This is a genomic window from Parapedobacter composti (genome assembly GCF_900112315.1).
GTDB classification, from domain to species: Bacteria; Bacteroidota; Bacteroidia; order Sphingobacteriales; family Sphingobacteriaceae; genus Parapedobacter; species Parapedobacter composti.
Map to the genome: position 1 here is coordinate 123,740 of NZ_FOLL01000004.1, position 22,785 is coordinate 146,524.

The 22,785-nt window shown below is 54.0% G+C and carries 18 protein-coding genes; 11 read left to right on the forward strand and 7 right to left on the reverse strand.

Annotated elements, in window-relative coordinates:
- Window positions 1-7 precede the first annotated feature (7 nt).
- Window positions 8-880 carry a DUF72 domain-containing protein gene (locus BM030_RS06660; protein WP_090972492.1) on the forward strand — a complete coding sequence of 291 codons (873 nt, stop codon included), beginning with the start codon at window positions 8-10 and terminating at the stop codon, window positions 878-880.
- Window positions 881-903: 23 nt separating this feature from the next.
- Here the strand turns inward: BM030_RS06660 and BM030_RS06665 are convergent, their stop codons facing one another.
- The 3 genes from BM030_RS06665 to BM030_RS06675 are packed head-to-tail and all read right to left on the reverse strand — an operon-like array spanning window position 904 to window position 3,084.
- Entirely contained in the window at window positions 904-1,647 is a 744-nt protein-coding gene (locus BM030_RS06665; protein ID WP_090972494.1) for an RluA family pseudouridine synthase, read from the reverse strand.
- A 43-nt stretch (window positions 1,648-1,690) separates the two neighbouring features.
- Window positions 1,691-2,614, reverse strand: coding sequence for a 3-hydroxybutyryl-CoA dehydrogenase (locus tag BM030_RS06670; protein ID WP_317615099.1), 924 nt, complete (start codon window positions 2,612-2,614; stop codon window positions 1,691-1,693).
- Between the two features lie 26 nt (window positions 2,615-2,640).
- Window positions 2,641-3,084: a Spy/CpxP family protein refolding chaperone gene (locus BM030_RS06675; protein ID WP_090972496.1), complete on the reverse strand. Its 444-nt coding sequence runs from the start codon at window positions 3,082-3,084 to the stop codon at window positions 2,641-2,643.
- A gap of 149 nt (window positions 3,085-3,233) precedes the next feature.
- Between BM030_RS06675 and BM030_RS06680 the strand changes: the two genes are divergently transcribed.
- Window positions 3,234-4,151 (forward strand): ABC transporter ATP-binding protein, encoded by a 918-nt coding sequence (locus BM030_RS06680; RefSeq protein WP_090972498.1) that lies wholly within the window; start codon window positions 3,234-3,236, stop codon window positions 4,149-4,151.
- A gap of 13 nt (window positions 4,152-4,164) precedes the next feature.
- Complete coding sequence (locus BM030_RS06685) at window positions 4,165-5,487, forward strand: ABC transporter permease (protein ID WP_090972500.1); 1,323 nt, start codon at window positions 4,165-4,167, stop codon at window positions 5,485-5,487.
- 23 nt (window positions 5,488-5,510) lie between these two features.
- On the opposite strand, the gene BM030_RS06690 is transcribed toward BM030_RS06685, so the two are convergent.
- Window positions 5,511-7,349 (reverse strand): UbiD family decarboxylase, encoded by a 1,839-nt coding sequence (locus BM030_RS06690; protein ID WP_090972501.1) that lies wholly within the window; start codon window positions 7,347-7,349, stop codon window positions 5,511-5,513.
- 76 nt (window positions 7,350-7,425) lie between these two features.
- On the opposite strand from BM030_RS06690, the gene BM030_RS06695 reads away from it, so the two are divergent.
- Both BM030_RS06695 and BM030_RS06700 read left to right on the forward strand, forming a co-directional pair.
- Window positions 7,426-8,562 carry a cysteine desulfurase family protein gene (locus tag BM030_RS06695; protein ID WP_090972502.1) on the forward strand — a complete coding sequence of 379 codons (1,137 nt, stop codon included), beginning with the start codon at window positions 7,426-7,428 and terminating at the stop codon, window positions 8,560-8,562.
- Between the two features lie 56 nt (window positions 8,563-8,618).
- Complete coding sequence (locus BM030_RS06700; RefSeq protein ID WP_090972504.1) at window positions 8,619-8,852, forward strand: hypothetical protein; 234 nt, start codon at window positions 8,619-8,621, stop codon at window positions 8,850-8,852.
- On the opposite strand, the gene BM030_RS06705 is transcribed toward BM030_RS06700, so the two are convergent.
- Window positions 8,853-9,194, reverse strand: a complete 342-nt coding sequence (locus BM030_RS06705) for a tetratricopeptide repeat protein (protein WP_090972705.1) — start codon at window positions 9,192-9,194, stop codon at window positions 8,853-8,855.
- Between the two features lie 115 nt (window positions 9,195-9,309).
- Between BM030_RS06705 and BM030_RS06710 the strand changes: the two genes are divergently transcribed.
- The 4 genes from BM030_RS06710 to BM030_RS06725 all read left to right on the forward strand — a co-directional run bounded on the left by BM030_RS06710 (window position 9,310) and on the right by BM030_RS06725 (window position 13,056).
- The gene (locus BM030_RS06710; RefSeq protein WP_090972506.1) at window positions 9,310-10,047 is read left to right on the forward strand and encodes an electron transfer flavoprotein subunit beta/FixA family protein; all 738 of its coding nucleotides are present in this window, start codon (window positions 9,310-9,312) and stop codon (window positions 10,045-10,047) included.
- Between the two features lie 39 nt (window positions 10,048-10,086).
- Window positions 10,087-11,061: an electron transfer flavoprotein subunit alpha/FixB family protein gene (locus tag BM030_RS06715; protein ID WP_090972508.1), complete on the forward strand. Its 975-nt coding sequence runs from the start codon at window positions 10,087-10,089 to the stop codon at window positions 11,059-11,061.
- Window positions 11,062-11,138: 77 nt separating this feature from the next.
- Window positions 11,139-11,750, forward strand: coding sequence for a bifunctional nuclease family protein (locus BM030_RS06720; RefSeq protein ID WP_090972510.1), 612 nt, complete (start codon window positions 11,139-11,141; stop codon window positions 11,748-11,750).
- A gap of 70 nt (window positions 11,751-11,820) precedes the next feature.
- On the forward strand, window positions 11,821-13,056 hold the full coding sequence (locus BM030_RS06725) for a nucleoside permease (RefSeq protein ID WP_090972512.1): 1,236 nt from the start codon (window positions 11,821-11,823) through the stop codon (window positions 13,054-13,056).
- 4 nt (window positions 13,057-13,060) lie between these two features.
- On the opposite strand, the gene BM030_RS06730 is transcribed toward BM030_RS06725, so the two are convergent.
- On the reverse strand, window positions 13,061-16,420 hold the full coding sequence (locus tag BM030_RS06730) for a DEAD/DEAH box helicase (RefSeq protein WP_090972515.1): 3,360 nt from the start codon (window positions 16,418-16,420) through the stop codon (window positions 13,061-13,063).
- Between the two features lie 66 nt (window positions 16,421-16,486).
- On the opposite strand from BM030_RS06730, the gene hrpB reads away from it, so the two are divergent.
- Both hrpB and BM030_RS06740 read left to right on the forward strand, forming a co-directional pair.
- On the forward strand, window positions 16,487-18,997 hold the full coding sequence (gene hrpB, locus BM030_RS06735; protein ID WP_090972517.1) for an ATP-dependent helicase HrpB: 2,511 nt from the start codon (window positions 16,487-16,489) through the stop codon (window positions 18,995-18,997).
- Between the two features lie 61 nt (window positions 18,998-19,058).
- Entirely contained in the window at window positions 19,059-21,080 is a 2,022-nt protein-coding gene (locus BM030_RS06740) for a M3 family metallopeptidase (protein ID WP_090972519.1), read from the forward strand.
- Between the two features lie 96 nt (window positions 21,081-21,176).
- On the opposite strand, the gene BM030_RS06745 is transcribed toward BM030_RS06740, so the two are convergent.
- Window positions 21,177-22,778: a RagB/SusD family nutrient uptake outer membrane protein gene (locus tag BM030_RS06745; protein WP_090972521.1), complete on the reverse strand. Its 1,602-nt coding sequence runs from the start codon at window positions 22,776-22,778 to the stop codon at window positions 21,177-21,179.
- Window positions 22,779-22,785 lie beyond the last annotated feature (7 nt).

The following is a 22,785-nucleotide window of genomic DNA, read 5'->3' on the forward strand; positions in this document are numbered from 1 at the left end:
CAGGCGTATGAAATTCGGAAGCGTTGACAACCCCGAGGCAGTGGACTTTACGCTCCCTCCTACCCATCCGGATACCTTTGCGCTGCTGGGTAAGGAGAAAACGGACGCGGAGTTAACGGTATCTGTGGGGTGCGCCAAATGGAACCGACAGGATCTCAAAGGATTCTACCCCAGGGGCACCAAGGATGAACTGGTCTATTACGCCACCCAGTTCAACAGCATCGAACTGAACGGCACGTTCTACAATTCGCCCGACAAACAGCAGGTGGAGACCTGGAAGGCCAAAACACCCGCCGATTTCAAGTTTTTCCCCAAGGTGCCGCAATCCATCAGCCACTACGGCCGTCTGCTGAATGTGGATGATAAAATGACAGCGTTCTGTGATGCCATTGCCCTGTTTGAAGAGCAGTTGGGGGTCAGTTTCCTGCAATTGCACGACAACTTCAAGCCCAAAGATTTCCAGCGCCTGGAGCAGTTCATCCGCAAGTTTGCCAACGCTGTCCCCCTGGCGGTGGAAGTGCGCAATGCCGAGTGGTTTGCCGACGCCGATGTAAGCCAGCGCTTGTACCGCTTATTGGAAGAAACTGGGGTCGCCAACATTATCGTGGATACCGCAGGGCGCAGGGATATGCTGCATATGCGGCTTACGACGCCCACGGCGTTTGTGCGTTATGTAGGTGCCAACCACCCGACGGACAAAAGGCGGCTGGATGACTGGGTGGCCCGCATCCGGGAATGGCGGGATGCCGGCCTGCGCTCGCTGTACTTTTTCGTGCATCAGAACGTTGAGCTTGAATCGCCCTTACTGTCCACCTATTTTATCGGCGAACTGAACAAGGCACTGGGGCTTAACGTCCGCGGCCCGGCCCACCTGTTGTAGCAGCCTTCGGCCATTACGGTGGGTCAGTCGTCGAATTTCTCGAGCTGCCTGAGCAAGGTCGCGAAATCTTTTGGATAAGCTGCCTCAAAATGGTATTCTTCGCCTTCAATGGAAAAGTGCAGTTCACGGGCGTGGAGGGCAAACCGCCGCATGATGGGCTGCTCTTCCTGCCCCTTGCCCAACGTAAATCCCCGCTTCTTGATCTGTGAGAGGTAAACGGGCTGTCCCTTATACAGCGTGTCGCCCACGATGGCCGCGTGCTGGGTGGCCAGGTGTATGCGAATCTGGTGCATCCGTCCGGTAACCGGACGGCATTCTACCAATGTGTAATGCTTGAAATAGCGCAGCGACCGGAAATAGGTTTCGGCACGCTTGCCGTTGGCACGATCGATGGTGACATTCTTGTTGCCCAGGTTCAGGATGGGCAGATCCACCAACAGGTCTTCGAAAACGTGTGTGCCCCCGATGACGGCATGGTAAACCTTCGTTACCCTGCGGCGTTCAAATTCGATGGACACCAGCCGGTAAGTTTCGGGGTTTTTGGCTATCAGCAGCAGTCCGGAGGTTTCCTTATCCAGCCGATGGCACACCTGCGCGTCGGCGTGGTATTTCTTCGCCAGCCGCAGTACGCTCAACTCTCCCCCCTCGCGCTCGTCCAGCGACGCCAGAAACGGCGGTTTGTTGATGACAATCAGGTTGTCATCTTCATGGATTACCATATCGGCAAATTGGGGAAATTTGTTCCCGCGCACGTCAAGCGTTTTCATAGCGCAAAAATACACATTACGGGGCAATTCAGGGAACCCCGCATCAATACTTATAAAACCCCTGCCCGGATTTCCTGCCCAGCTGGCCGGCCGCCACCATATTGACCAGCAGCGGGCATGGGGCATACTTGGGTTGCCCGAAGCCTTCATGCAGCACCCGCAAAATCGAAAGGCACACATCCAGGCCGATGAAGTCGGCCAGCTGCAGCGGCCCCATGGGATGCGCCATACCGAGTTTCATCACGGTGTCAATCGCTTCCGCGTCTGCTACTCCCTCATAATAGGCGTAAATCGCTTCATTAATCATGGGCATCAAAATCCGGTTGGCCACAAAGCCGGGATAATCGTTCACTTCTACCGGAACTTTATCCAGCCGTTCAGAAAGTGCTATCACCGTGCTTGTTGTATGCTCGGAAGTACGGTATCCTTTAATCACTTCTACGAGTTTCATGACCGGCACCGGATTCATGAAATGCATGCCGATAACTTTGTCGGGGCGATGCGTGGCCGCAGCGATTTTCGTGATGGAAATGGAGGATGTATTGGAGGCGAGGATGGTATCTTTGCTGCACAGGCCGTCCAGGTCGCTGAACAGTTTCAGCTTGACAGACTCGCTTTCCGTTGCCGCTTCTACCACCAGTTCCGCCTGCCGTACGCCTTCGTCCAGGCGCGTATAAGGGGTAATACGATCGAGTATGGCGACCTTGTCGTCTTCAGAGACAATACCTTTGGCCATTTGGCGGTCCAGGTTGCTGCTGATGGTGACCAGCGCGCTTTCCAGCGCCCCGGGCTTAATGTCTATCAGTGCGACTTTGAACCCGAATTGCGCGAATGTATGGGCGATGCCGTTGCCCATGGTGCCTGATCCGATGACGGCGATGTGTTGCATTTGTGGCATTGAGATGGTCATGAGCAAACATAACGAAAAAACGCCCATCCACCAAGCGGTGGAATGGGCGCTCATCATCAAACTTAACCAAAAAATATAAACAATTATCGCTTGCCGTGGAATCCCCTTCTATGCCGGTCTTTGCCTTTCTCGCCACGCTTTTCACGCTGGGCCTTCATCTTCTCTGCACGTGCTGCCTGCTCTTGCTCCAGCAACTGGCGCTGTTCATCGGTAAGAATACTATGCAGCCGTTCCTGTTCGGCTTTGCGTTCGGCCTGCATGGCGGTCATTTTCGCTTCGCGCACTTTCCGCATTTCAGCCGCCCTGGCCATCTGCTCTTGACGTGCGGCTTTCATTTTTTCCGCTTTCTCCAGGTTCAGTGCGTACACTTCTTGCTGCTGGGCTTCCGTCAACCCTAACTTTTCCGTCATCCGTTCGGTGCGTATCTTGGCCAGCTCCTCCACGTTTTTCGGTTGCCTCGGTTGCTGGGCCATCGCGGCAACTGTTACCGCCGCGGTTAAAATCGTTATCAAGGTTGCTTTTTTCATGGTGTAACTCCTTTTTGTTATTCGCTGTTTTTATTACCGGCGCCTTTATTTCATAAGAGCCCGTTTGACGGTAATGGTTTAATGGAGCGGATTGTTAAAAAGTGTTAAAGCATGTTGTAACAATACCGCCGGTTAGGCGTCTAAACAACATGCTTGATATCAGGAACATTGTAAAACAATATGCCAACCACCGCGCGCTGGATGACGTTTCCACCCAAGTGGCCAAAGGGAGTATTTTTGGACTATTGGGACCGAACGGCGCCGGCAAGACGTCACTCATCCGCATCATCAACCAGATTACCGCTCCAGACAGCGGCGAAATTTATTTTGATGGCGAACGGCTCAATCCGGGCCACATAAGCCGCATCGGCTACCTACCTGAAGAGCGCGGACTGTACAAGAAAATGCAGATTGGCGAACAGATGCTTTACCTCGCCCAATTGAAGGGGCTTTCACAGCAAGAGGCATCCGTTCGCATCAGGCACTGGTTCGAGAAGATGGAAATGCAAAGCTGGTGGAACAAAAAAGTGGAGGATCTCAGCAAAGGGATGCAACAGAAAGTACAGTTTGTGGCTACCGTTGTGCATCAGCCCGATCTGATTATACTGGATGAGCCGTTTTCGGGGTTTGACCCGGTGAATGCCAACATCATCAAGGAAGAGATACAGGCCTTGAACCGCAACGGTGCGACGATTATCTTTTCTACCCACCGCATGGAATCGGTGGAAGAGCTGTGCGACAGCATTATCCTCATCAACAAGTCCAAAAAGGTTCTGGATGGAAAAGTGAAAGACATTCGAACGGCATACCGCACCAATACCTACCGCCTGGAGCATCTGCCCTACGACGGAGTGGTTGCAGACCGGGAAGGGCTGTTTACGATAACCCAGCGGGAAGATACGGGCGGCAACACCACCTTAACCATCCGCATAGCGGAGGGCAAAACCATCAACGACGTGCTGGCCTATCTCATTCCCATTGTTCAAATCCATGAACTCGCCGAGGTAATCCCCAGCATACATGACATCTTTGTACAGCAGGTAACTGCTCAGGCCTCAACCCATTAAATGAACCATACGAATGAACAAGATACTACTCATCATCAAACGCGAATACCTCAGCCGGGTCAAAAAAAGGTCTTTTCTGCTTGTTACATTCCTGGTGCCGCTTTTCATCATCGGCATTTATGCGCTCACCATCTACCTCACGGCCGAAAGTTTCAGGAACAGCGATGCCCATGTGTACGTAATCGACCAAAGCGGGCTGTTCAAAGACGGGCTGGCCGACTCGAAATCCATCCGGTTTACGGAGGTTACCGGCGATGTCCAGGAGCAGAAAACACGTATCTTATCCGAAAAGGAACGGACGTTTCTGCTGATTATCCCTCCGGACGTTGAGCAAACCCGCGCCATTGAGCTGTATGCCAAAGAAACCGCCAGCCTGAACGTCCAGGAAGCCGTCAGCAAAAAAGTGGAAAATGTGCTCCGCGACAGTGCATACGCGCGCGCCGGCATTGATCCGGTTGTGCTGAAAAGCATTAACCCGCAGGTTAAGGTCATATCCCGCGAAATCACCGAACAGGGCGAGAAGGACAGCAGCGCAGGGGCAGCCATGGGCATTGCCATGACCCTCTCCATATTGGTTTACATCTGCCTTTTCCTCTACGGCGCCCAGGTGATGCGCGGCATCATTGAGGAAAAAAACAGCCGCATCGTGGAGGTCATCATCTCTTCGGTAAAACCCTTCCAGCTCATGATGGGCAAGATCATCGGTATCGGCCTGGTTGGGCTAACCCAGTTCATCCTGTGGATTGTGCTGTCATCGGCATTGGTTGCCGTGGCCAGTGTGGGCATGGTTAACGAGGAAGCGGTTAAAGCCCAGCTGGAATACCGGCAGGCCGACTCAACCGCTGCGGTACCGCAAAGCGGGGCAGCGGACGGTATGTGGAATACCGCGATGGAAGAATTGGGTAAAATCGATTTCCAGACCATCATCATCACGTTCCTCGTATATTTCTTCGGCGGATACCTGTTGTACAGCGCCCTGTTTGCCGCGGTGGGCTCGGCGGTCGACAGCGAGACAGAAACCCAGCAATTCATGTTTCCGATAACCATCCCATTGCTTTTTACATATATCCTTTCGTTCGGGGTATTGGTAAACGATCCGCACGGGCCGCTGGCGTTCTGGCTGAGCATGATTCCGTTTACCTCACCCATCGCCATGCTGGTGCGCATCCCGTTTGGCGTTCCGATATGGCAAATCGGCTTGTCATTAGCGCTGCTGATCGGCGGCTTTATCCTGACCACATGGGTGGCGGGCCGTATTTACCGCGTGGGCATTCTGATGTACGGCAAAAAGGCCAGCTACAAAGAACTGGCCAAATGGTTCCGGTATAAGGGGTAACATTCCGCTGGCTGAAGGGCCGCTTAGATGATGCCGTAAAGCGGTCCGCCTGTTGTACCCAGCGTATCCACCCGTTTTTCGACATCCGGGTCTTTAACCAGTTCGGGGGCGTGGTGCGGTTTCTTCCGTGCATCAATGAGCAGCGGTCCGCGGCAACCCCAGTGTTTATGCAGGGTAAAGCTGTCTATACCGTGGATATCATGCGAAGGATTGCTCCGGGTAAATGTGACCCATACAAAATTATGGATATTGGCGGCGGTAAAACCGGCATCGTCGCAAAGCACGATCAGCTGGATGCCGGTCATATCCATCCCCTGCACCTCCCTGCACCAGGTTCCGATGGCTTCCGTTTCCCGGGCATAGTCCGTAAACCCGGGCGCTTCCACAGCCAGCACGCCCGGCAGCGCAAGTTTGCCGTGCTGGAAAGGCCGGGGCAACGGGAAACCATCCCTTAGTTCCGTGGCCAATGCCCGCTTCTTGCTGCCTGCGGCGGCAAACACTACCTTGGAGCCCGCGTTGAGCCCGTCGCCGGTGTAATCCAGCGTGTCTATGGTGGTCTGCGTATGGAAATGCAGGTCGCGCGTAAAATCAATCCGCTCCAATATATGCGTTAGAAACGCTTCTACGTCATGGATATCCAGGCGCGGATTATCCTGATATGCCGAAATAAACAGGTACTTGGCCAAGCTCAGCTGGTTCTTACCCAATATCTGGTTCGCGATGGTCAGGATCTCCTGCGGCCGGTCTACCTGCAAGTAAGGGGTATACCGTTCGCTGCCGATGGCGAAGAGCAGTGGATGCACACCTGCGGCGTCTACGGCGTGCACAGCATGGAGCCCGTTGATTTCCTGAGGGATGGCCGCGCCCGTGATTTCATGGATCAGCGCGCCGAAGCTTGTATCTTCTTGCGGAGGGCGCCCTACCACGGTAAATGACCAAATGGGGTTTCGGCGGTGATATACCTTGTGCACCCGCATCAGCGGGAATGGGTGTACCAAGCTGTAATACCCCAGGTGGTCGCCGAAAGGGCCTTCGGGCTTGTTTTCACCGGGATAGACCGTTCCGGTGATGACGAAGTCGGCATCCGCCGAAATGCAGAACCCCTCATCATCATAGAAGTAACGGAACCGCCGGTTGCCCAGCGCTCCGGCAAACGTCAGTTCAGAGAGTCCTTCCGGCAGGGGCATCACAGCAGCAAGCGCATGGGCGGGCGGCCCTCCCACAAAGATGCTCACCTTCAGCGGCTGGCCCAGGGCATTGGCCTTGGTCTGGTGCACTCCGATGCCCCTGTGGAGCTGGTAGTGCAGGCCCACTTCGGTATCCGGCTGGTAGTCGTTGCCTGCCATCTGTATGCGGTACATTCCCAGGTTGGCCTGCATCACGCCGGGTTTGGACACGTCTTCGGTATACACCTGCGGCATGGTGATGAACGGTCCGCCGTCCATGGGCCAGTTGACCACCTGGGGCAACCGGCTGATGTGCGTAGTGCCGTGAAGGATGGGTGCACCGCTTTTTTTCTTCCAGGGAAGAGCGGACAATGCCGTGGCGGCCACATGTCCGTACCGCAGCGGATGCTTAAGTGCGGCCATGGGGTTTGACTTGACATCCACCAGCACCTTAATCTTGTCCAGCGTATCGCGGAACATGAAACGGGAGCGATCCAACGTACCGAACAGGTTGGACACCGCCGGAAACGGGCTTCCCTTTACCCGTTCAAACAACAACGCCGGGCCCTGCGCATCATATACGCGCATGTGGATGGCTGCCATTTCCAGGTAAGGGTCTACTTCTTGTTTGATACGGACAAGATGCCCGTGACGTTCCAGGTCATTTATACATTCGGCGAGGCTACGGTATCCCATGATGTTCTATTGTTCTTGGGCAACAAAGATAGGCTAAATCCCCCAGCAAAACCGCAAATCTTCTTACCTTTGCACCATGCAAGTGTACCTAGACAATGCAGCCACTACGGCGCTTGACCCCGAAGTCATCCGGGCCATGGTAGAGACCATGGAGCAGCATTACGGCAACCCCTCCTCTATCCATGCCCATGGCAGGCAAGTGAAGACATTGGTGGAAAAGGCCCGCAAAACGGTTGCCGGACTGCTGAATGCGGCGCCTGCGGAAATTTTCTTCACGTCAGGCGGTACCGAGGCGGATAATACGGCCATTGTGCGGGGGATTATCGACCATGGCATCACCCATGCCATCACATCGCCGTTGGAACACCATGCCGTGCTGCATACCCTGGAGGCGCTTGAAAAAAACGGGGCCGTCACCCTGAGCCGGGTCGGGGTGGACGCGGAGGGTCACATAGACCTCCAGCAATTGGAACGGTTATTAAAACAGCACCCGCGATCGTTTGTGTCGCTGATGCACGCAAACAACGAAATCGGCACCCTCACCGACATTGAATACGTGTCGGCCCTTTGCCAGCAATACGGTGCTGTCTTCCATTCCGATACGGTGCAAACCATGGGGCACTACGTACACAATTTCCAGCAGCTGCAACTGGACTTCGCCACGGGGGCGGCGCATAAATTCCACGGACCGAAAGGCGTTGGATTCCTCTATGTTAACCACCGCACAAAGATAAAACCGTTCATTCATGGCGGTGCCCAGGAGCGCAACATGCGTGGCGGCACCGAAAACGTTTACGGCATCGTGGGGTTGGCCAGGGCATTGGAAATCTGCTACGCCAATCTGGAAGAGCACCGCCGGCATATCCAGGGCCTGAAGGAATACATGATTGCCCAATTGCAAACCCATATCCCGGACGTCCGCTTCAACGGCGACATTACGCCCGGAAACAGTTTGTATACGGTGCTCAATGTCTCTTTTCCCTGCATTGGCATCGCAGACATGATGCTGTTCAGTCTCGACATTGCCGGCATTTCGGCATCCGGCGGAAGTGCCTGCAGTTCCGGATCCGACATCGGTTCGCACGTGTTAACAGCTATTGGGGCAGACCCCCAGCGGCCCAACGTACGCTTCTCTTTCTGCAAAAACAATACCCGCGAAGAAATCGACTTCGTGGTCGGTAAGCTCCGCGAACTGTGCATGGAGAAAGCTTAATGCGATTTGTCAGAACAAAAAGCGGATAATTGCTGTTACCTTCTATGTAATAACTCATGGAAAGGAGGAAAACAGACATGGATCCGAAAAAGCCGTTTGCAGAAAACCCAGAAGACAAGCAATTGGAACGTCCGGCAGATGAATTAGAAAATACGGACACAACGGAAGAAACCGATGAAAATACGGGTGTAGACATTGACGAAGTCGTCGATCGGGAAAGCTACGCCGACAGGCGACATGGAAGAACCAACGAAGGGCCTGCCGATGTCAGCAACCCCGGAACGATATAGTTAGTCGTCATCATCTTCTTCATCGAAGCCGGCCGCCGCTTGATAGGCGGCTTGCAGCTCAGACAGGGCATGCATATCGCGTTTATCCTTTGCGACCTGCATGCCCTGTTCGTATGCAGATATCGCTTCATCCGGTTTGCCCAAGGCCTCGTACAATTTACCCAGGTGATAATAGGTGCCCACGTAGTCAGCATGATTGGTGCGCAGGTCTTCATAGTACCGGAGCGCCTGGTCCGTATTACCGGATTTAAGGTATTCCGTGGCCAGTGCATATTTCACAAACGGATCAGCGGGGCTTTCCGAAAGAAAGCCGATAAGTTGTGTCAGACGGTCGTTCTTCATATCGCTACTGCAAACATAGTTAAAATTCACCAGTCTGCCATCCAGCACTTCAGCAACGATTATCCAGCTTGCAATTAACGGGAAGAATAACGATGTTTGTGAAAAACCGATAGACATGAAGATATTAGTATGCATCAGCAACGTCCCGGACACAACATCAAAAATCACTTTTACGAACGATAACACCGCACCGAACACGGCGGGCCTCCAATACATCATTAACCCGTATGACGAAATTGCACTATCTAAGGCCATTGCACTGGCGGAGGGCGGTCAAGGCACCGTCACGGTAATCAACGTGGGGGAAGCCGGTACCGAAGCGACCATCCGGAAAGCGCTGGCCACGGGGGCGGACGAGGCCGTACGCGTCGATGCGGCGCCCCGCGATGCATGGTTCGTAGCCAACCAGATTGCACACTACGCAAAGGATAAGCAGTTTGACCTTATCCTTACGGGAAGGGAATCCATCGACTACAACGGCGTGCAAGTGGCGGGGTTCGTAGGGGAATTACTGGATATCCCTTCAGTTTCCACTGCCAAGAAACTGGAAATAAACGGCACTACGGCCACGGTGGAGCGGGAGATAGAAGGCGGCAAGGAAGTGCTGTCCATTCCGCTTCCTGCGGTTGTGGGCACGGCGGAGGGCGTAGCCGAGCCCCGTATCCCGAACATGCGTGGCATCATGAGCGCCCGTACCAAGCCGCTTTCGGTGGTGGAGGCTATTGAAGTACCTGTTTTATCCCGGATTGTCCGTTATGAACTTCCCGAACCCCGGGGCGCGGTTACGTTGGTGGATGCCGCGGAAGCGGAAAAGCTGCTCGATTTATTACACAACAAAGCCCGGGTAATTTAATGTACATATAAACCGAATAAATAACAGTAACACAACGATATGTCAGTTTTAGTTTATGCCGAAAATACCGACGGGAAATTCAAGAAGCCCGTATATGAGGTGGTTTCCTATGCCAAAGCCATTGCCGACAGCCTGAACACGTCCCTGGCGGCGGTATCCATTGGCGACGTGGATGAAGCGGACCTCGCTGCATTGGGGAGTTACGGGGCATCCACCGTGCTCCATGTGACGTCTGAACAACTCAGGCAGTTCGTCAACCAGGCCTACGCGTCGGTTATAGCGGCGGCTGCCGATAAGCTGAGTGCCGATGTTGTGGTGATTTCCAATTCATTCAGCGGCAAAGGGCTGGCGCCGCGCGTAGCTGCCAAACTGAATGCCGGCTTAGCCGACGGGGCCGTGGAACTGCCTCAGGTAGACGGCGGCAAGCTGACGGTGAAGAAAACCGCCTTTTCGGGAAAGGCTTTTGCCATCACCGAACTGACATCGGCTAAAAAAGTCATCACGTTAAACCCCAATGCCTTTGAGCTGCGCGAAACCGGAGGATCCGCCCAGGTAGAAGCCTTCCAGCCAACGGTAGCCCAGGGCGATTTGGCAACGGTTATCGAGGATATTGTACGGACCACCGATAAAGTTACCTTACCGGATGCGGAAATAGTCGTGTCTGCGGGCCGTGGCCTGAAAGGCCCCGAAAATTGGCATATTGTAGAGGAATTGGCGGAAGCGTTGGGGGCGGCCCTGGCCTGCTCCAAGCCGGTATCCGACGCCGGATGGCGTCCCCACTCCGAGCACGTGGGACAGACCGGTATCGCCGTAAGCCCTAACCTGTATATAGCCATCGGTATTTCCGGGGCCATACAGCACCTGGCGGGTGTCAGCTCGTCCAAAACCATAGTGGTTATCAATAAAGACCCTGAAGCACCGTTTTTCAAAGTAGCTGACTACGGCATCGTGGGCGATGCGTTTGAGGTTGTACCTAAACTTACCGCCGCTATCAAAGCCCGTAAAGGCCAGTGAGGTGATGATTTTCAGACCAGGCAGCTGCATTTTTGAAGAACAATTCGCATATTTGTATTTCCAGGACGGAATGAGGCATGAAGAAGATTAAGTTAGATATTGTCGGTTTATCCTATAGCCAAACCCAATCCGGCGCCTATGCGCTGGTCCTGGGCGAGGTTTCCGGGCGGCGCCGTTTGCCCATCATCATCGGCGGCTTTGAAGCGCAAGCGATTGCCATTGAGATTGAGAAAATGACTCCCAGCAGACCGCTGACCCATGATCTGTTCAAAACATTTGCAGAAACGTACCATATCCGTATCGATGAGGTGATTATTTACAACCTCGTGGACGGCATTTTCTATGCTAAAATTCTTTTTAATGACGGCCACAAGCAGACAGAGATCGATGCCCGCACATCAGATGCCATCGCGCTCGCGGTACGCTTCAAAGCGCCGGTATATACGTATGAATTCATCCTGGCGTCGGCCGGTATCGTAATCGAGGGCAACGATTTCGTATTTCTGGAAAACATCGAATCAACGGGCGCCAACGACCCTGAAGCAATGTCTTCAAAAGAAAGCGCGTCATCATTCGCTTCCATGACCGACGAGCAACTGCAGGAAACGCTGTCCAAAGCGCTGGCTGAGGAAATGTACGAGAAAGCGGCCCGCATACGGGATGAGATAACCCGGAGAAAATCATCGTAAACCCATCAATCCACACAGCCGCCGACCACCCCATATCAACACCAGGTACAGACCCATTCACCGCTAAGCCATGCCGATAAAAATCCGACTCACGGTGATGAACTTTTTCCAGTTCTTTGTGTGGGGATCGTGGCTGATATCGCTTGGCGGGTATATGGGAAACCAACTGGGATTTTCGGGGCTACAGATAGGGTCTGTATACTCCACCATGGGTATCGCATCGGTATTCATGCCCGGCCTGCTTGGAATCGTGGCCGACCGCTGGGTAAATGCCGAGCGGGTGTTTGCACTGGCCCACTTCATTGCCGCTGGGGCACTGATAGCCGCAGCTGGCATGACGGATTTCGCCTCGTTCTATACCTATATGCTCGTCCATTCATTATTTTACATGCCCACTTTGGCCCTGTCGAACTCGGTTTGCTATAATGTGCTGACACGCCGGAACTTCGATGTGGTCAAGACCTTCCCCCCCATCCGGGTATGGGGAACGGTAGGCTTTATCGTAGCCATGTGGGCCGTGGATTTGCTGGGATGGACGAAAAGCGCGAACCAGCTATACCTCGCCGCAGGTGCTGGCCTGTTCCTCGGCTGCTACGCGTTTACCGTACCACCTTCGCCGCCCTACCTTGATGAAACCCGCAAAAAGTCGCTCATGTCGTCGCTGGGGCTGGACGCTTTTGTGCTGTTCAGAAAAAAGAACATCGCGCTGTTTTTTGTCTTTTCGTTACTATTGGGCGCTGCACTGCAAATCACCAACGCCTTCGGAGGACCGTTTCTGGATGATTTCAAGACAAAATATCCCGATTCTTTCGGCGTGAAACATCCCAACCTGCTGCTCTCCATATCCCAGATCTCTGAAACGCTCTTCATCCTGCTGATTCCGTTTTTCCTCACCCGTTTCGGCATCCGTAACGTTATCCTGTTCAGCATCGTGGCGTGGGTGCTGCGGTTTGCGCTTTTTGGTCTTGGTAATCCCGACGACCGGCTGTACTTACTGATCTTATCCATGATTATTTACGGGATGGCCTTCGACTTCTTTAACATTTCCGGCTCACTGTATGTAGAGAAGATGGCCGAACCCACCATCCGATCGAGCGCGCAGGGGCTATTCATGATTATGACCAACGGTTTCGGGGCCATCATAGGCAGCTATGGCAGCGGCTGGGTGGTCGATCATTTCACGGATTCGGGAGGCGTAAGGGATTGGCCCAACATCTGGTTTACTTTTGCCGGCTATGCCCTGGCGCTGGCTGTCCTTTTCCTGTTGGTTTTCCGTGACAGGCGCATTGAAGACATTAAGCGTTGAGCAACTACAGAAATGCTGCCCTGAGGGAGCCGAGGAGTTGGCCGAAAGGCGTATCGCCGCCTACCAGTCCGTCTGCCAGGGCGCTCTTGGTTGCCTGCAACTGCAGCACCTTTTCTTCCACCGTGCCAGGCGTTACCAATCGATAGGCCATCACTTTCCGCTGCTGGCCGATGCGGTGCACCCGATCGATGGCTTGACGCTCGGCCGCGGGATTCCACCAGGGATCCACCAGATAGACTACGTCTGCCGCTGTTAAATTCAGGCCTGTGCCGCCTGCTTTGAGGCTGATGAGGAACACCCGTATCTCCGGATCCTCCTGAAAGGCATTCACCACCTGTTCCCGGAGTCTTGTGCTACCCGTCAGGCTCACATGCCGGATACCTATACCGTCCAGCATATCCCCTATCAGGTGCAGCATTGACACGAACTGTGAAAACACAACCACCTTATGATGCGGCGTTTTATCCTGTAGTTGCTCCTGGAGGAGTTCCAACTTGCCCGAAACCCGGTCATTCAGCATGCCGTCGGGCAGCAGGGCGGGCGAATTGCAAATCTGCCGCAACCGCGTAAGCCCACGAAGCACATGCATGGCCTGTTTGTCCAACTCTTCGCCGGAAAGCGCGCAGATGAAATCACGGAATTCTTTTTCATATGCCTCGTATATCCGGCGTTGATGCTCGCCCATTTCACTGTATAGGATGGCGGTGACCTTTTCAGGTAATTCCGTAGCTACCTCCTGTTTCGTACGTCTCAATATATACGGCTGGATGAGCCGCTGCAGCTCCAGCCTCCGCTTTTTGTTGTTGAACTGATCGATGGGTCTGCCATATACATCACGGAAATAGCGCTTATCGCCCAGTAATGCCGGACAGGCAAATGAGAGCTGTCCATACAGGTCGAATGAACTGTTTTCGAACGGTGTGCCGCTGATGGCAATGCGGTTACGGGCCTGCAGCAGGCGGACGGCTTTATAACGTTGCGATTCGGGGTTCTTGATATTCTGGGATTCATCCAGGTATACGTAATTGAAGGCAAAGGTTTTTAAAAAACGGATATCGGCCAGCAGTGCGGTATAGGACGTCAGCACCACATCATATTGCCCCAAACCCGTCGCTGTTTTGGCCCTGCCGGGCCCATATAATGTAAACACCGCCAGGGATGGTGCCAGCGTATGCAGTTCCCGTTGCCAGTTGAAAATCAGCGTTGCCGGTACTACCACCAGATCGGTTCCGGTGCGACCGGCTTCGCGTTGCGATAGCATGAAAGCAATAATCTGCACGGTCTTTCCTAACCCCATCTCATCGGCCAGTATGCCGCCGAAACCGACATCATCCAGAAAATGCAGCCAGCCTAATCCCTTCCGCTGATACGGCCGGAGCGAAACCTTCAGGCTTGCAGGCGCATCCCTGGGCGCTATGGATTCAACCTGTTTCAGGTGTTCCGTTAATTTACTGATTTCGAGCGTAGCTCCCTCGTCCAGCACCGCCGTATCATACCATGCGGAAACCTTTTCGAAATTAACTTTAGCAATCCGGAGGGTTTCATCATCCACCACCTCTCCGGCCTGGAAATAAGCCGTAAACTTTTCTATCCACGTTTCGGGCAAGATGCCCATCGTTCCATCGTCCAGTACCACGTACCGGCGCTTGTTCCGCAATGCAGCCGCCACCTTTCTCAACGATGTTTTTTTTCTGCCAAAACGAATATTATACGTAGCGTTAAACCAATTAAGGCCGCTGGTCACTTTAATGTCTACGGCGACCCGCTGGCACGTTATTTTATTATCAGTCAACTCATTGAATCCATACACCTCAATTCCGTCTTCATACCATTTATCAAAGGCGGCCAGGAACCATTCCTCAGCAAGGAAATGGCGTTTGTGCAAGTAAAAGTAGTAGAGCTGGTTTTCCAGTTGCTCGGGCAGGTACGGATGTTGCTTGATCAGCAACGCGATGAAAGCCTGTTCAAGGTCGGCATCGCGCGGTACAAGAAAGTTATTCCCTTCACTGTCTATGCCTTTCAGCTGCCGTTCCGTACGGATGGCTACTTCGGCCTCGCCATAGCGCATCACGGGAATAATCATCACATGGTCGCCAAAGTCCGATAAATAAAGTAACCGTTTGGGAGGTGCCGAAAACCCCGCTTCCGCAAGCTGTCTGGCATCGCCTGGCCGGATATCCGGATAGGTGACCCGGATATTATCGGCCAGTTTATCCAGCACCCGTTGCTGGAATTCGCGGTATTTTCCTGCATGAATGAGCAGTTTGCCTGCATGGGCTTTCAGCAACGCTATCGTTGACAGCAATAATGCATTGTCTATCAAGTATAATGTATCTTTTAATTGAAGGAAATATCCGCATTTCAACGGCAGCTCATGCAGGCTATAGAGCATGCCGTCTATGTCAATTTTTCCGGTAATGGCATAAAAGGCACCCTCCGCCTGCACGGAAAGGCAAGCTGTATCGGGCGCGCGGGCTACCCTCACTGGGAGTAATGCCTTGACAGTCAGGTTCTCGCTCAGACTATCGTCATGATAGTAAAACGGATAACCTGCTCCATGTGTTAAAGCGGCGCACAGTGCTTCCAGATCAGACGCGGTGCGGTCTCCATCCATCACCTGCTGCAGCTTGGCTACCGCCGCATAGAAGCGGGCCTCACCGACATCCGCAGCAGCGACTGCCCGTTCCAGCGGCTGGATATTGCTGAACGGGGGTTTTAGTTTGCCTGATTTGGTGCGCTGGGCATCGATAAGCGTGATCACCGGGTTCCGGTAGTATTTATGGCGGGTGATGACAACTGCCATCCGGTCGGTCCCCGCCGTAACGCGCGGGAGACTGTGGTGGCGCGCCGCATGTTCGGCCAGTTCCTGCAACCTGGGTGAGACAGGCGATATCAATCCCTGAAGGCAGGGCTGGACGGATAACCTACCGTCGGCAAATACCGGCGACAGGTAACGTGATAAATCAGGCTCATGTTCCAACCCGTAAACAGCGGCTGCGCGCCGCAGGTATTGCTCTCGCCTCAGGGGATGGAAAAACACCCCCAGCTCTTCACGGTATAGGATAGCGGCCAGCACAATGGCTTCTGCCGGTGATAGCCGATCGGCAGCGCCCGGCCGATCACTCGAAACGGTCAGCTGCCGGGCTTCTTGCACCACCCCGACCATGACTTCCCCGCCCCCTGCGGCCTGTTTGCAGGCAAACACCCCGCTATTCACCTGTAATTCGTGAGGCGTTACAGACAAACAGGCTTTCCTTTCGACAAAAAAGCCCCCGCCCACCGCCGCGGCTACCTCCCATTCGGAAAGCTGGTCGATTAGCGTATCACGGAATACGAATACGTGGAGCTTTTCAACATCGGGCATCTGCAAATATATCCAATTCCCTCGATGAACTCATGGTAGGCAAGCTTTTCTTATCTTTGATGCCAAATGGCCGTAACGTTTAATCTTTCAGGCATAGACCTCCCCATTAACGCGGTTGTTCCTCAAGTTAGGCAGCAACTCAGCACGCATAATACACTTATTATCAGCACGCCTCCGGGTGCGGGAAAAAGCACCATTGTTCCCCTTGCATTGCTGGGAGAACCTTGGCTTGGGGGCAGGAAAATTATTATGCTTGAGCCGCGCCGGCTGGCGGCAAGCAGTATTGCGCACCGCATGGCGTCGCTGCTCGACGAAAAGGCCGGTGAAACCGTCGGGTACCGGGTCCGTTTTGAAAACCAGACGTCAGCCCGTACCCGTATTGAAGTGGTTACCGAAGGCATCCTTACCCGGATGCTTCATCATGATAATGCGCTGGAAGATGTGGGCATCGTGATTTTCGATGAATTTCATGAACGGAGGCTGCATACCGACCTGTCGTTGGCGCTCTGCCGCGAGAGCCAGCAGGTGTTGCGTCCCGACCTGCGTCTGCTCATCATGTCGGCCACGCTGGATACCGGGCAACTTGCTGATCTCCTGGGAGCACCGGTGGTGGAAAGCCGGGGCCGTACTTATCCGGTTGAGATTATCCATACGGAAGATCCGGATCCCAAGGAAATGCCGCGGGAATGTGCCCGTACCATCGCCCGTGCCTTCCGGGAAAAGGCGGGCGACGTGCTGGCCTTTCTGCCGGGAGAGGCCGAGATCAGGCAATGCGCGCAACTGCTCCAGGAGGGCGGCATTCCGGCAGCCATCCACCCTTTATATGGGCAACTATCGCTTGCCGAGCAGCATGCGGCCATCCAACCGAACCGGCATGGACAACGGAAAATTGTGCTGGCTACCGCTATTGCAGAAACCAGTCTTACCATTGAAGGTATAGCTGTGGTAATCGATTGCGGATATACCCGCACCCCGGCGTTCGATCCCGCATCGGGCCTATCGCGCCTCAAGACCGTGCGTATTTCGCTGGATGCCGCAGACCAGCGTGCAGGGCGCGCAGGACGGCTGGGGCCGGGTACCTGCTACCGTATGTGGACAATAGCTACCGAGCAGCGCATGGCCCCTTACCGCAAGCCTGAGGTACTGGAGGCAGACCTTACCGCGCTGCTGCTCGACATCGCCCGATGGGGTATTCAAGACCTGAAACAGCTGGACTGGCTTACTGTGCCGCCGCACACTGCGGTAATGCAGGCAACAGACCTGCTCCATGCGCTGGGTGCGCTGGCACAGCACCGCATTACCCCTCATGGCAGGGCCATACACGCATTGCCGTGCCATCCCCGCATTGCCCACATGCTGCTCACGAGTGTTCCGCTGAACCTGGCCGGCCTGGCTACGGATATCGCTGCCTTATTGGAAGAGCGCGATCCGCTGGGCCGCGAAGCGGGAATAGACCTCAACCAGCGCATCGAAGCACTGCGGAAACACCGGGTTTACGGAAAACAGGGCAAGCGGTTTGATAATATCGAGAAGATTGCCCGTTCCTACCGGAAATTGCTCGATATACCGGAAGAAAACGGACCGGTGGAACCCCGTCGCACAGGCATGCTGCTGGCATACGCTTACCCGGAGCGCATTGCTAAGGCTCGCAGCGGCGGAGATGGCACCTTCCAGCTCGCCAATGGAAAACGGGTTGCCGTGGCTTCGCACGATAGCCTGGCCCATGAGCCGTGGTTGGCCATTGCTTTGCTTGATGCACGTGAAGGAATGGGAAAAGTATTTATGGCTTCGGCCGTTGATCCCAACGATTTGTCCGATTTCATCCGCGAGACGGACCGCGTCATATGGGATACCCGGAGAGGCGGCATCGTTGCGTCACGCGACCGCCGCATAGGCCATATCACCGTAGCATCGGCGCCGCTTGCGGCTGCCGACGAAGAAAGCGTTGTCCGGGCAATACACGAAGCTATCCGATCCGAAGGTGCCCAACTGCTGACCTTTGACGATGCAGTAGCGCAATGGCAGAACCGGGTGCTGAGCCTTCGCCGGTGGCGGCCGGACGAAGCTTGGCCCGACATATCCACAGACACCTTGCTCCGTACACCGGAGTTGTGGCTCACACCCTACCTTCAGGGTATCCGGAAGGTGGAGGAACTGAAGAAGCTGAATCTGGCAACCATCATGGCCCATAGCTTGGATTATGCGCAGCAACAGGCACTGGAGAAGCTGGCACCAACCACACTGGAAGTTCCCAGCGGCTCGTTCATCAAACTAAGGTATCACCCAGGCGGAGAACCGCCCGTATTGGCGGTACGGCTTCAGGAAGTTTTCGGTCTTCTTGACACCCCCCTTATCAATGGCGGGCGGACTGCCGTGGTACTCCATCTCCTCTCTCCCGGTTTTAAACCGGTTCAGGTGACGGCAGACCTCCGAAGCTTTTGGCAGACGGCCTATTTCGAAGTGCGTAAGGAACTCAAAAGGCGTTACCCTAAGCACGCCTGGCCCGAAGACCCCCTCGCTGCCACGGCTGTGCGCGGGGTGCCGAAACGATCAACGCCGCCCAAAGACGCATTGTGATAGAGCGGCTGTTATTTCTATTTTTCTTAAATTTGGCCGTACTGAGAAATTTAACGACCCCATGGAAAATCCCTTGTTGAAACCCTTTGACACACCGTTTGACAGCGTACCCTTCCACCGCATAAAACCCGAACATTTCAAGCCGGCCATCCTGCATTTGATTGAAGCGGCAAAAAAGGAAATCGATGCGATAGTACACCAGCCCGCCGCGGCAGATTTTGCCAATACCATCGCAGCGCTGGAACATGCTGGCAAACAGCTGAACATCGCATCCGCTACGTTTTTCAATCTGGATGCTGCGGAGACGAACGACGAAATCCAACAGCTTGCACAGGAACTATCGCCCTTGCTGGCTGAATACAGCAATGATATTATGCTCAATGAAGCGCTGTTCCAACGGGTAAAGCAGGTGCATGACGAGGCGGACGAATCAGCGTTGTCTGCCGAGGAAGTGCGGTTGCTGGACAAGACGTATAAGGGATTTGTGCGCAACGGCGCATTGCTATCGGCTGAAGACAAAGAACAGTTGCGGGATATTGATAAGCAACTGGCTACGTTGACCACAAAATTCGCGCAAAACGTGTTGCAGGAAACCAACGCGTACCAGCTCCAACTGACCGACCAAGGCCAGTTGGCCGGGCTGCCGGACTCTGTTGTGGCTGCGGCCAGGGCCGAAGCCGAAAAACGGCAACTTGATGGCTGGGTGTTTACGCTCCATTTTCCCAGTTTCGTGCCATTCATGAAATATGCAGCAAACCGCGAACTGCGCAGGGAGCTTTATATGGCATCAACTACGCGGGCCTTGAAACCGAATGAATATAATAACGAAGGGATTATACGGGAAATCGTGAAACTTCGGGAACGCCGCGCAAAGCTGCTGGGCTTCGGTACGCATGCTGATTTTGTATTGCAGGAACGCATGGCTGCCTCCCCGGCCATCGTGGCGAGTTTTCTGGATGACCTGCTCCGGAAAGCCAAGCCCTACGCCACAGGCGAGATCGCTAAACTCCAAGCGTTAGCCGAAAAAGACGGTATCGCTCCCCTTATGCCCTATGACCATGCATATTACGCAGAAAAATTGCGGGAAGCCACATTCCGGCTTTCCGACGAAACACTGAAACCCTATTTCCCGCTGCCGCAGGTGCTTGAAGCCGCCTTCGATGCCGCAAGCCGGCTTTATGGCCTCGTATTCGAGCTGCGTACGGACATTCCGACGTACCATCCGGAGGTAACCGTATATGAAGTACTGGAGAATGGCGAGCACAAAGCCCTGTTGTATACCGACTGGCATCCGCGGGAAGGCAAACGCGCCGGTGCATGGATGACCGCCTTCCGTGGGCAGTGGAAAGAAGATGGCCGGCAGGTGCGGCCGCATATCTCCATTGTATGCAATTTCTCCCGTCCGACGGGCGACACCCCGTCTCTGCTCACGTTCAACGAAGTGACTACGCTTTTCCATGAATTTGGCCACGCCCTGCACGGCATGCTGGCCGATACGGTGTTCGAGAGCCTGTCGGGCACCAACGTATACTGGGATTTTGTGGAACTGCCCTCGCAATTTATGGAGAACTATTGTTACGAAAAGGAATTTCTGCAATCGTTCGCCCACCACTACCAAACCGGAGAACCGCTGCCCGACGAAGAGATTGACAAGATTGTGGCCGCGGCGAATTTCATGGAAGGTTACCAGACCATGCGCCAATTAGGTTTTGGCCTTTTAGATATGGCTTACCATACCGGAAGGTTAAAGGGAGACCTGCCTATTGAGCAATTCGAGAAAGAAACCATCAAGGAGACCTTGCTCTATCCCGACGTGCCGGGTACGGCGCAGAGCCCTTCATTCTCGCATATTTTCGCGGGAGGCTACTCCGCTGGGTATTATTCGTACAAGTGGGCGGAAGTGCTGGACGCCGACGCGTTTGCCTATTTCAGGGAAACGGGAATATTCAATGCCGATACCGCCGCTAAATTCAAGGCACTTCTGGCCAGCGGCGGAACCGTGGATCCCATGGAATTGTATATCCGCTTCAGGGGACGGAAACCGGAACCTGATGCGCTGCTCAAACGTGCCGGACTGCTGTAGTCCGCATTGGCACGCACGTATCCCTATCAAAAAAAAGGCCGGCATTTACGTATAAGTGCCGGCCATTGCATGTCAAAAAACGTTTACCATTAATACCTAATACCCTGGATTCTGTTCCAGTGCGGGCTCTACCTTTAACACCAGCTCATGGAACGGCCACAAGTAATTATGCGATGCAAACGAGCGATCTTCGATGTGGAGCGACTGCAACTGTCCGTTGACCTCGCGGGTATGGCCTAACGCTGGCTGGTTCAATACCCTTTCGGCGATGCGCCAACGGATGATATCGTCATACCGAAGGCCTTCACCGGCAAACTCTACCCGGCGTTCGTTACGGATAAGGTCGATCCATTGTTGCTGCGTATATGCGCTGTATTGCGGCAGGGTTACGTTGGCATAAGCCATATCCAGCCCGGCCCGTTCCCTTACCTGATTGATACAGCTTTTGGCCAGGTCATCTACGTCATTCTGCATAATCTTCGCCTCCGCATAGGTAAGCAGCACTTCGGCATAACGCAGCAGACCATAGGTGAGGTTGCCATTGCGAAAAGCATCTGCTTCCGAAACGAACTTGCGGAACCAATAACCGGACTTACTGGCCCGCTGGTTCTGATAATACATGGGGTTGCCCGGAGAGTAGACATCGATCTCCTCGCCATAGAAAATATCGCCATGGCCCATGATGCTCGCCTCATAGCGCGGGTCGCGGTTCAACTTGGGGTTCAGTTCATATTCCCGTTTGGTATGCAAAGGACATTGGTCAATTGGCCTTCCCTGTGCGGTCCAGTAGGCATCCACCAAGCTTTTCAGCGGCACGTTATAGGATTCGCCCCGGCCCGTACGGAAATGCGGTCCCAGATCCCTGAACGAGTGGGTAACGTTGGTACCCACTGACTCCAGGTTCTGGTGGATGATAAACTCCCTGTTATTTGCATGCCCTTCGTACTGGAAAAGATCGCGGTAATTAGGATACAATTCGTATTTACGGCTGTCCATGATTTCCCGGGCTAACCGTGCGGCCAGCTCCCAGCGTTCGTAGTACAGTGCGTAGCGCATAACCAATGCCTTGAAGGAATACCGGTTGAACATGTACTTGTCTGTCGTATACTCGTCCGGCGGCAACCGGTTGGCGATGTCATCTGACATCTGAAAGAGCTGTTCCAGGATTTCCTCTTTGGGGACTGGCGGCGATTTGGCCTCTTCGATGGTCGCCGGCGTCAACAGGAAGGGAATATCGCCCCAACGGGAAACCATCTCAAAATAATGCCATACCCGTAATCCCTCCAATATCGCCTTGTACCGCTGCCGGATGGCTTCATCTTCCACATACGGCACGTCTATATTAGCCAGATAGGTGTTTATCCGGCCTACATGCTTCATCTGCAGCGTATAATAGTACTCAAAAGCACGGGTATTGCTGTTCATTGTACCATTAGCGATACGCAGGTGGTGATCGCCGTCTACACGGGCGTAAGCATTGTCGCTCCGTCCATCTTTCATGTAAAACAATAACCTGCGGTTATCACGCGGGGTGAAGTAATCCAGGTAGGAGCTATACGTCACCCGCTGCAGGTCTGCCTCGGTATTAAAGAACTCTTGAAACGTAGTGGCCGTAGGATCGCGTTTATCCAGGAATTTTTCGCACCCGGTAAATCCCGCCAATAGTAAGGGGATCAGATATAAAACTCGTCTCTTCATTGCTTTG

Coding starts and splice junctions, on each gene's coding strand:
- BM030_RS06660 (WP_090972492.1), top strand. CDS start 8: ATGAAATTCGGAAGCGTTGACAACCCCGAGGCAGTGGACTTTACGCTC.
- BM030_RS06665 (WP_090972494.1), bottom strand. CDS start 1,647: ATGAAAACGCTTGACGTGCGCGGGAACAAATTTCCCCAATTTGCCGAT.
- BM030_RS06670 (WP_317615099.1), bottom strand. CDS start 2,614: ATGATGAGCGCCCATTCCACCGCTTGGTGGATGGGCGTTTTTTCGTTA.
- BM030_RS06675 (WP_090972496.1), bottom strand. CDS start 3,084: ATGAAAAAAGCAACCTTGATAACGATTTTAACCGCGGCGGTAACAGTT.
- BM030_RS06680 (WP_090972498.1), top strand. CDS start 3,234: ATGCTTGATATCAGGAACATTGTAAAACAATATGCCAACCACCGCGCG.
- BM030_RS06685 (WP_090972500.1), top strand. CDS start 4,165: ATGAACAAGATACTACTCATCATCAAACGCGAATACCTCAGCCGGGTC.
- BM030_RS06690 (WP_090972501.1), bottom strand. CDS start 7,349: ATGGGATACCGTAGCCTCGCCGAATGTATAAATGACCTGGAACGTCAC.
- BM030_RS06695 (WP_090972502.1), top strand. CDS start 7,426: ATGCAAGTGTACCTAGACAATGCAGCCACTACGGCGCTTGACCCCGAA.
- BM030_RS06700 (WP_090972504.1), top strand. CDS start 8,619: ATGGAAAGGAGGAAAACAGACATGGATCCGAAAAAGCCGTTTGCAGAA.
- BM030_RS06705 (WP_090972705.1), bottom strand. CDS start 9,194: ATGAAGAACGACCGTCTGACACAACTTATCGGCTTTCTTTCGGAAAGC.
- BM030_RS06710 (WP_090972506.1), top strand. CDS start 9,310: ATGAAGATATTAGTATGCATCAGCAACGTCCCGGACACAACATCAAAA.
- BM030_RS06715 (WP_090972508.1), top strand. CDS start 10,087: ATGTCAGTTTTAGTTTATGCCGAAAATACCGACGGGAAATTCAAGAAG.
- BM030_RS06720 (WP_090972510.1), top strand. CDS start 11,139: ATGAAGAAGATTAAGTTAGATATTGTCGGTTTATCCTATAGCCAAACC.
- BM030_RS06725 (WP_090972512.1), top strand. CDS start 11,821: ATGCCGATAAAAATCCGACTCACGGTGATGAACTTTTTCCAGTTCTTT.
- BM030_RS06730 (WP_090972515.1), bottom strand. CDS start 16,420: ATGCCCGATGTTGAAAAGCTCCACGTATTCGTATTCCGTGATACGCTA.
- hrpB (WP_090972517.1), top strand. CDS start 16,487: ATGGCCGTAACGTTTAATCTTTCAGGCATAGACCTCCCCATTAACGCG.
- BM030_RS06740 (WP_090972519.1), top strand. CDS start 19,059: ATGGAAAATCCCTTGTTGAAACCCTTTGACACACCGTTTGACAGCGTA.
- BM030_RS06745 (WP_090972521.1), bottom strand. CDS start 22,778: ATGAAGAGACGAGTTTTATATCTGATCCCCTTACTATTGGCGGGATTT.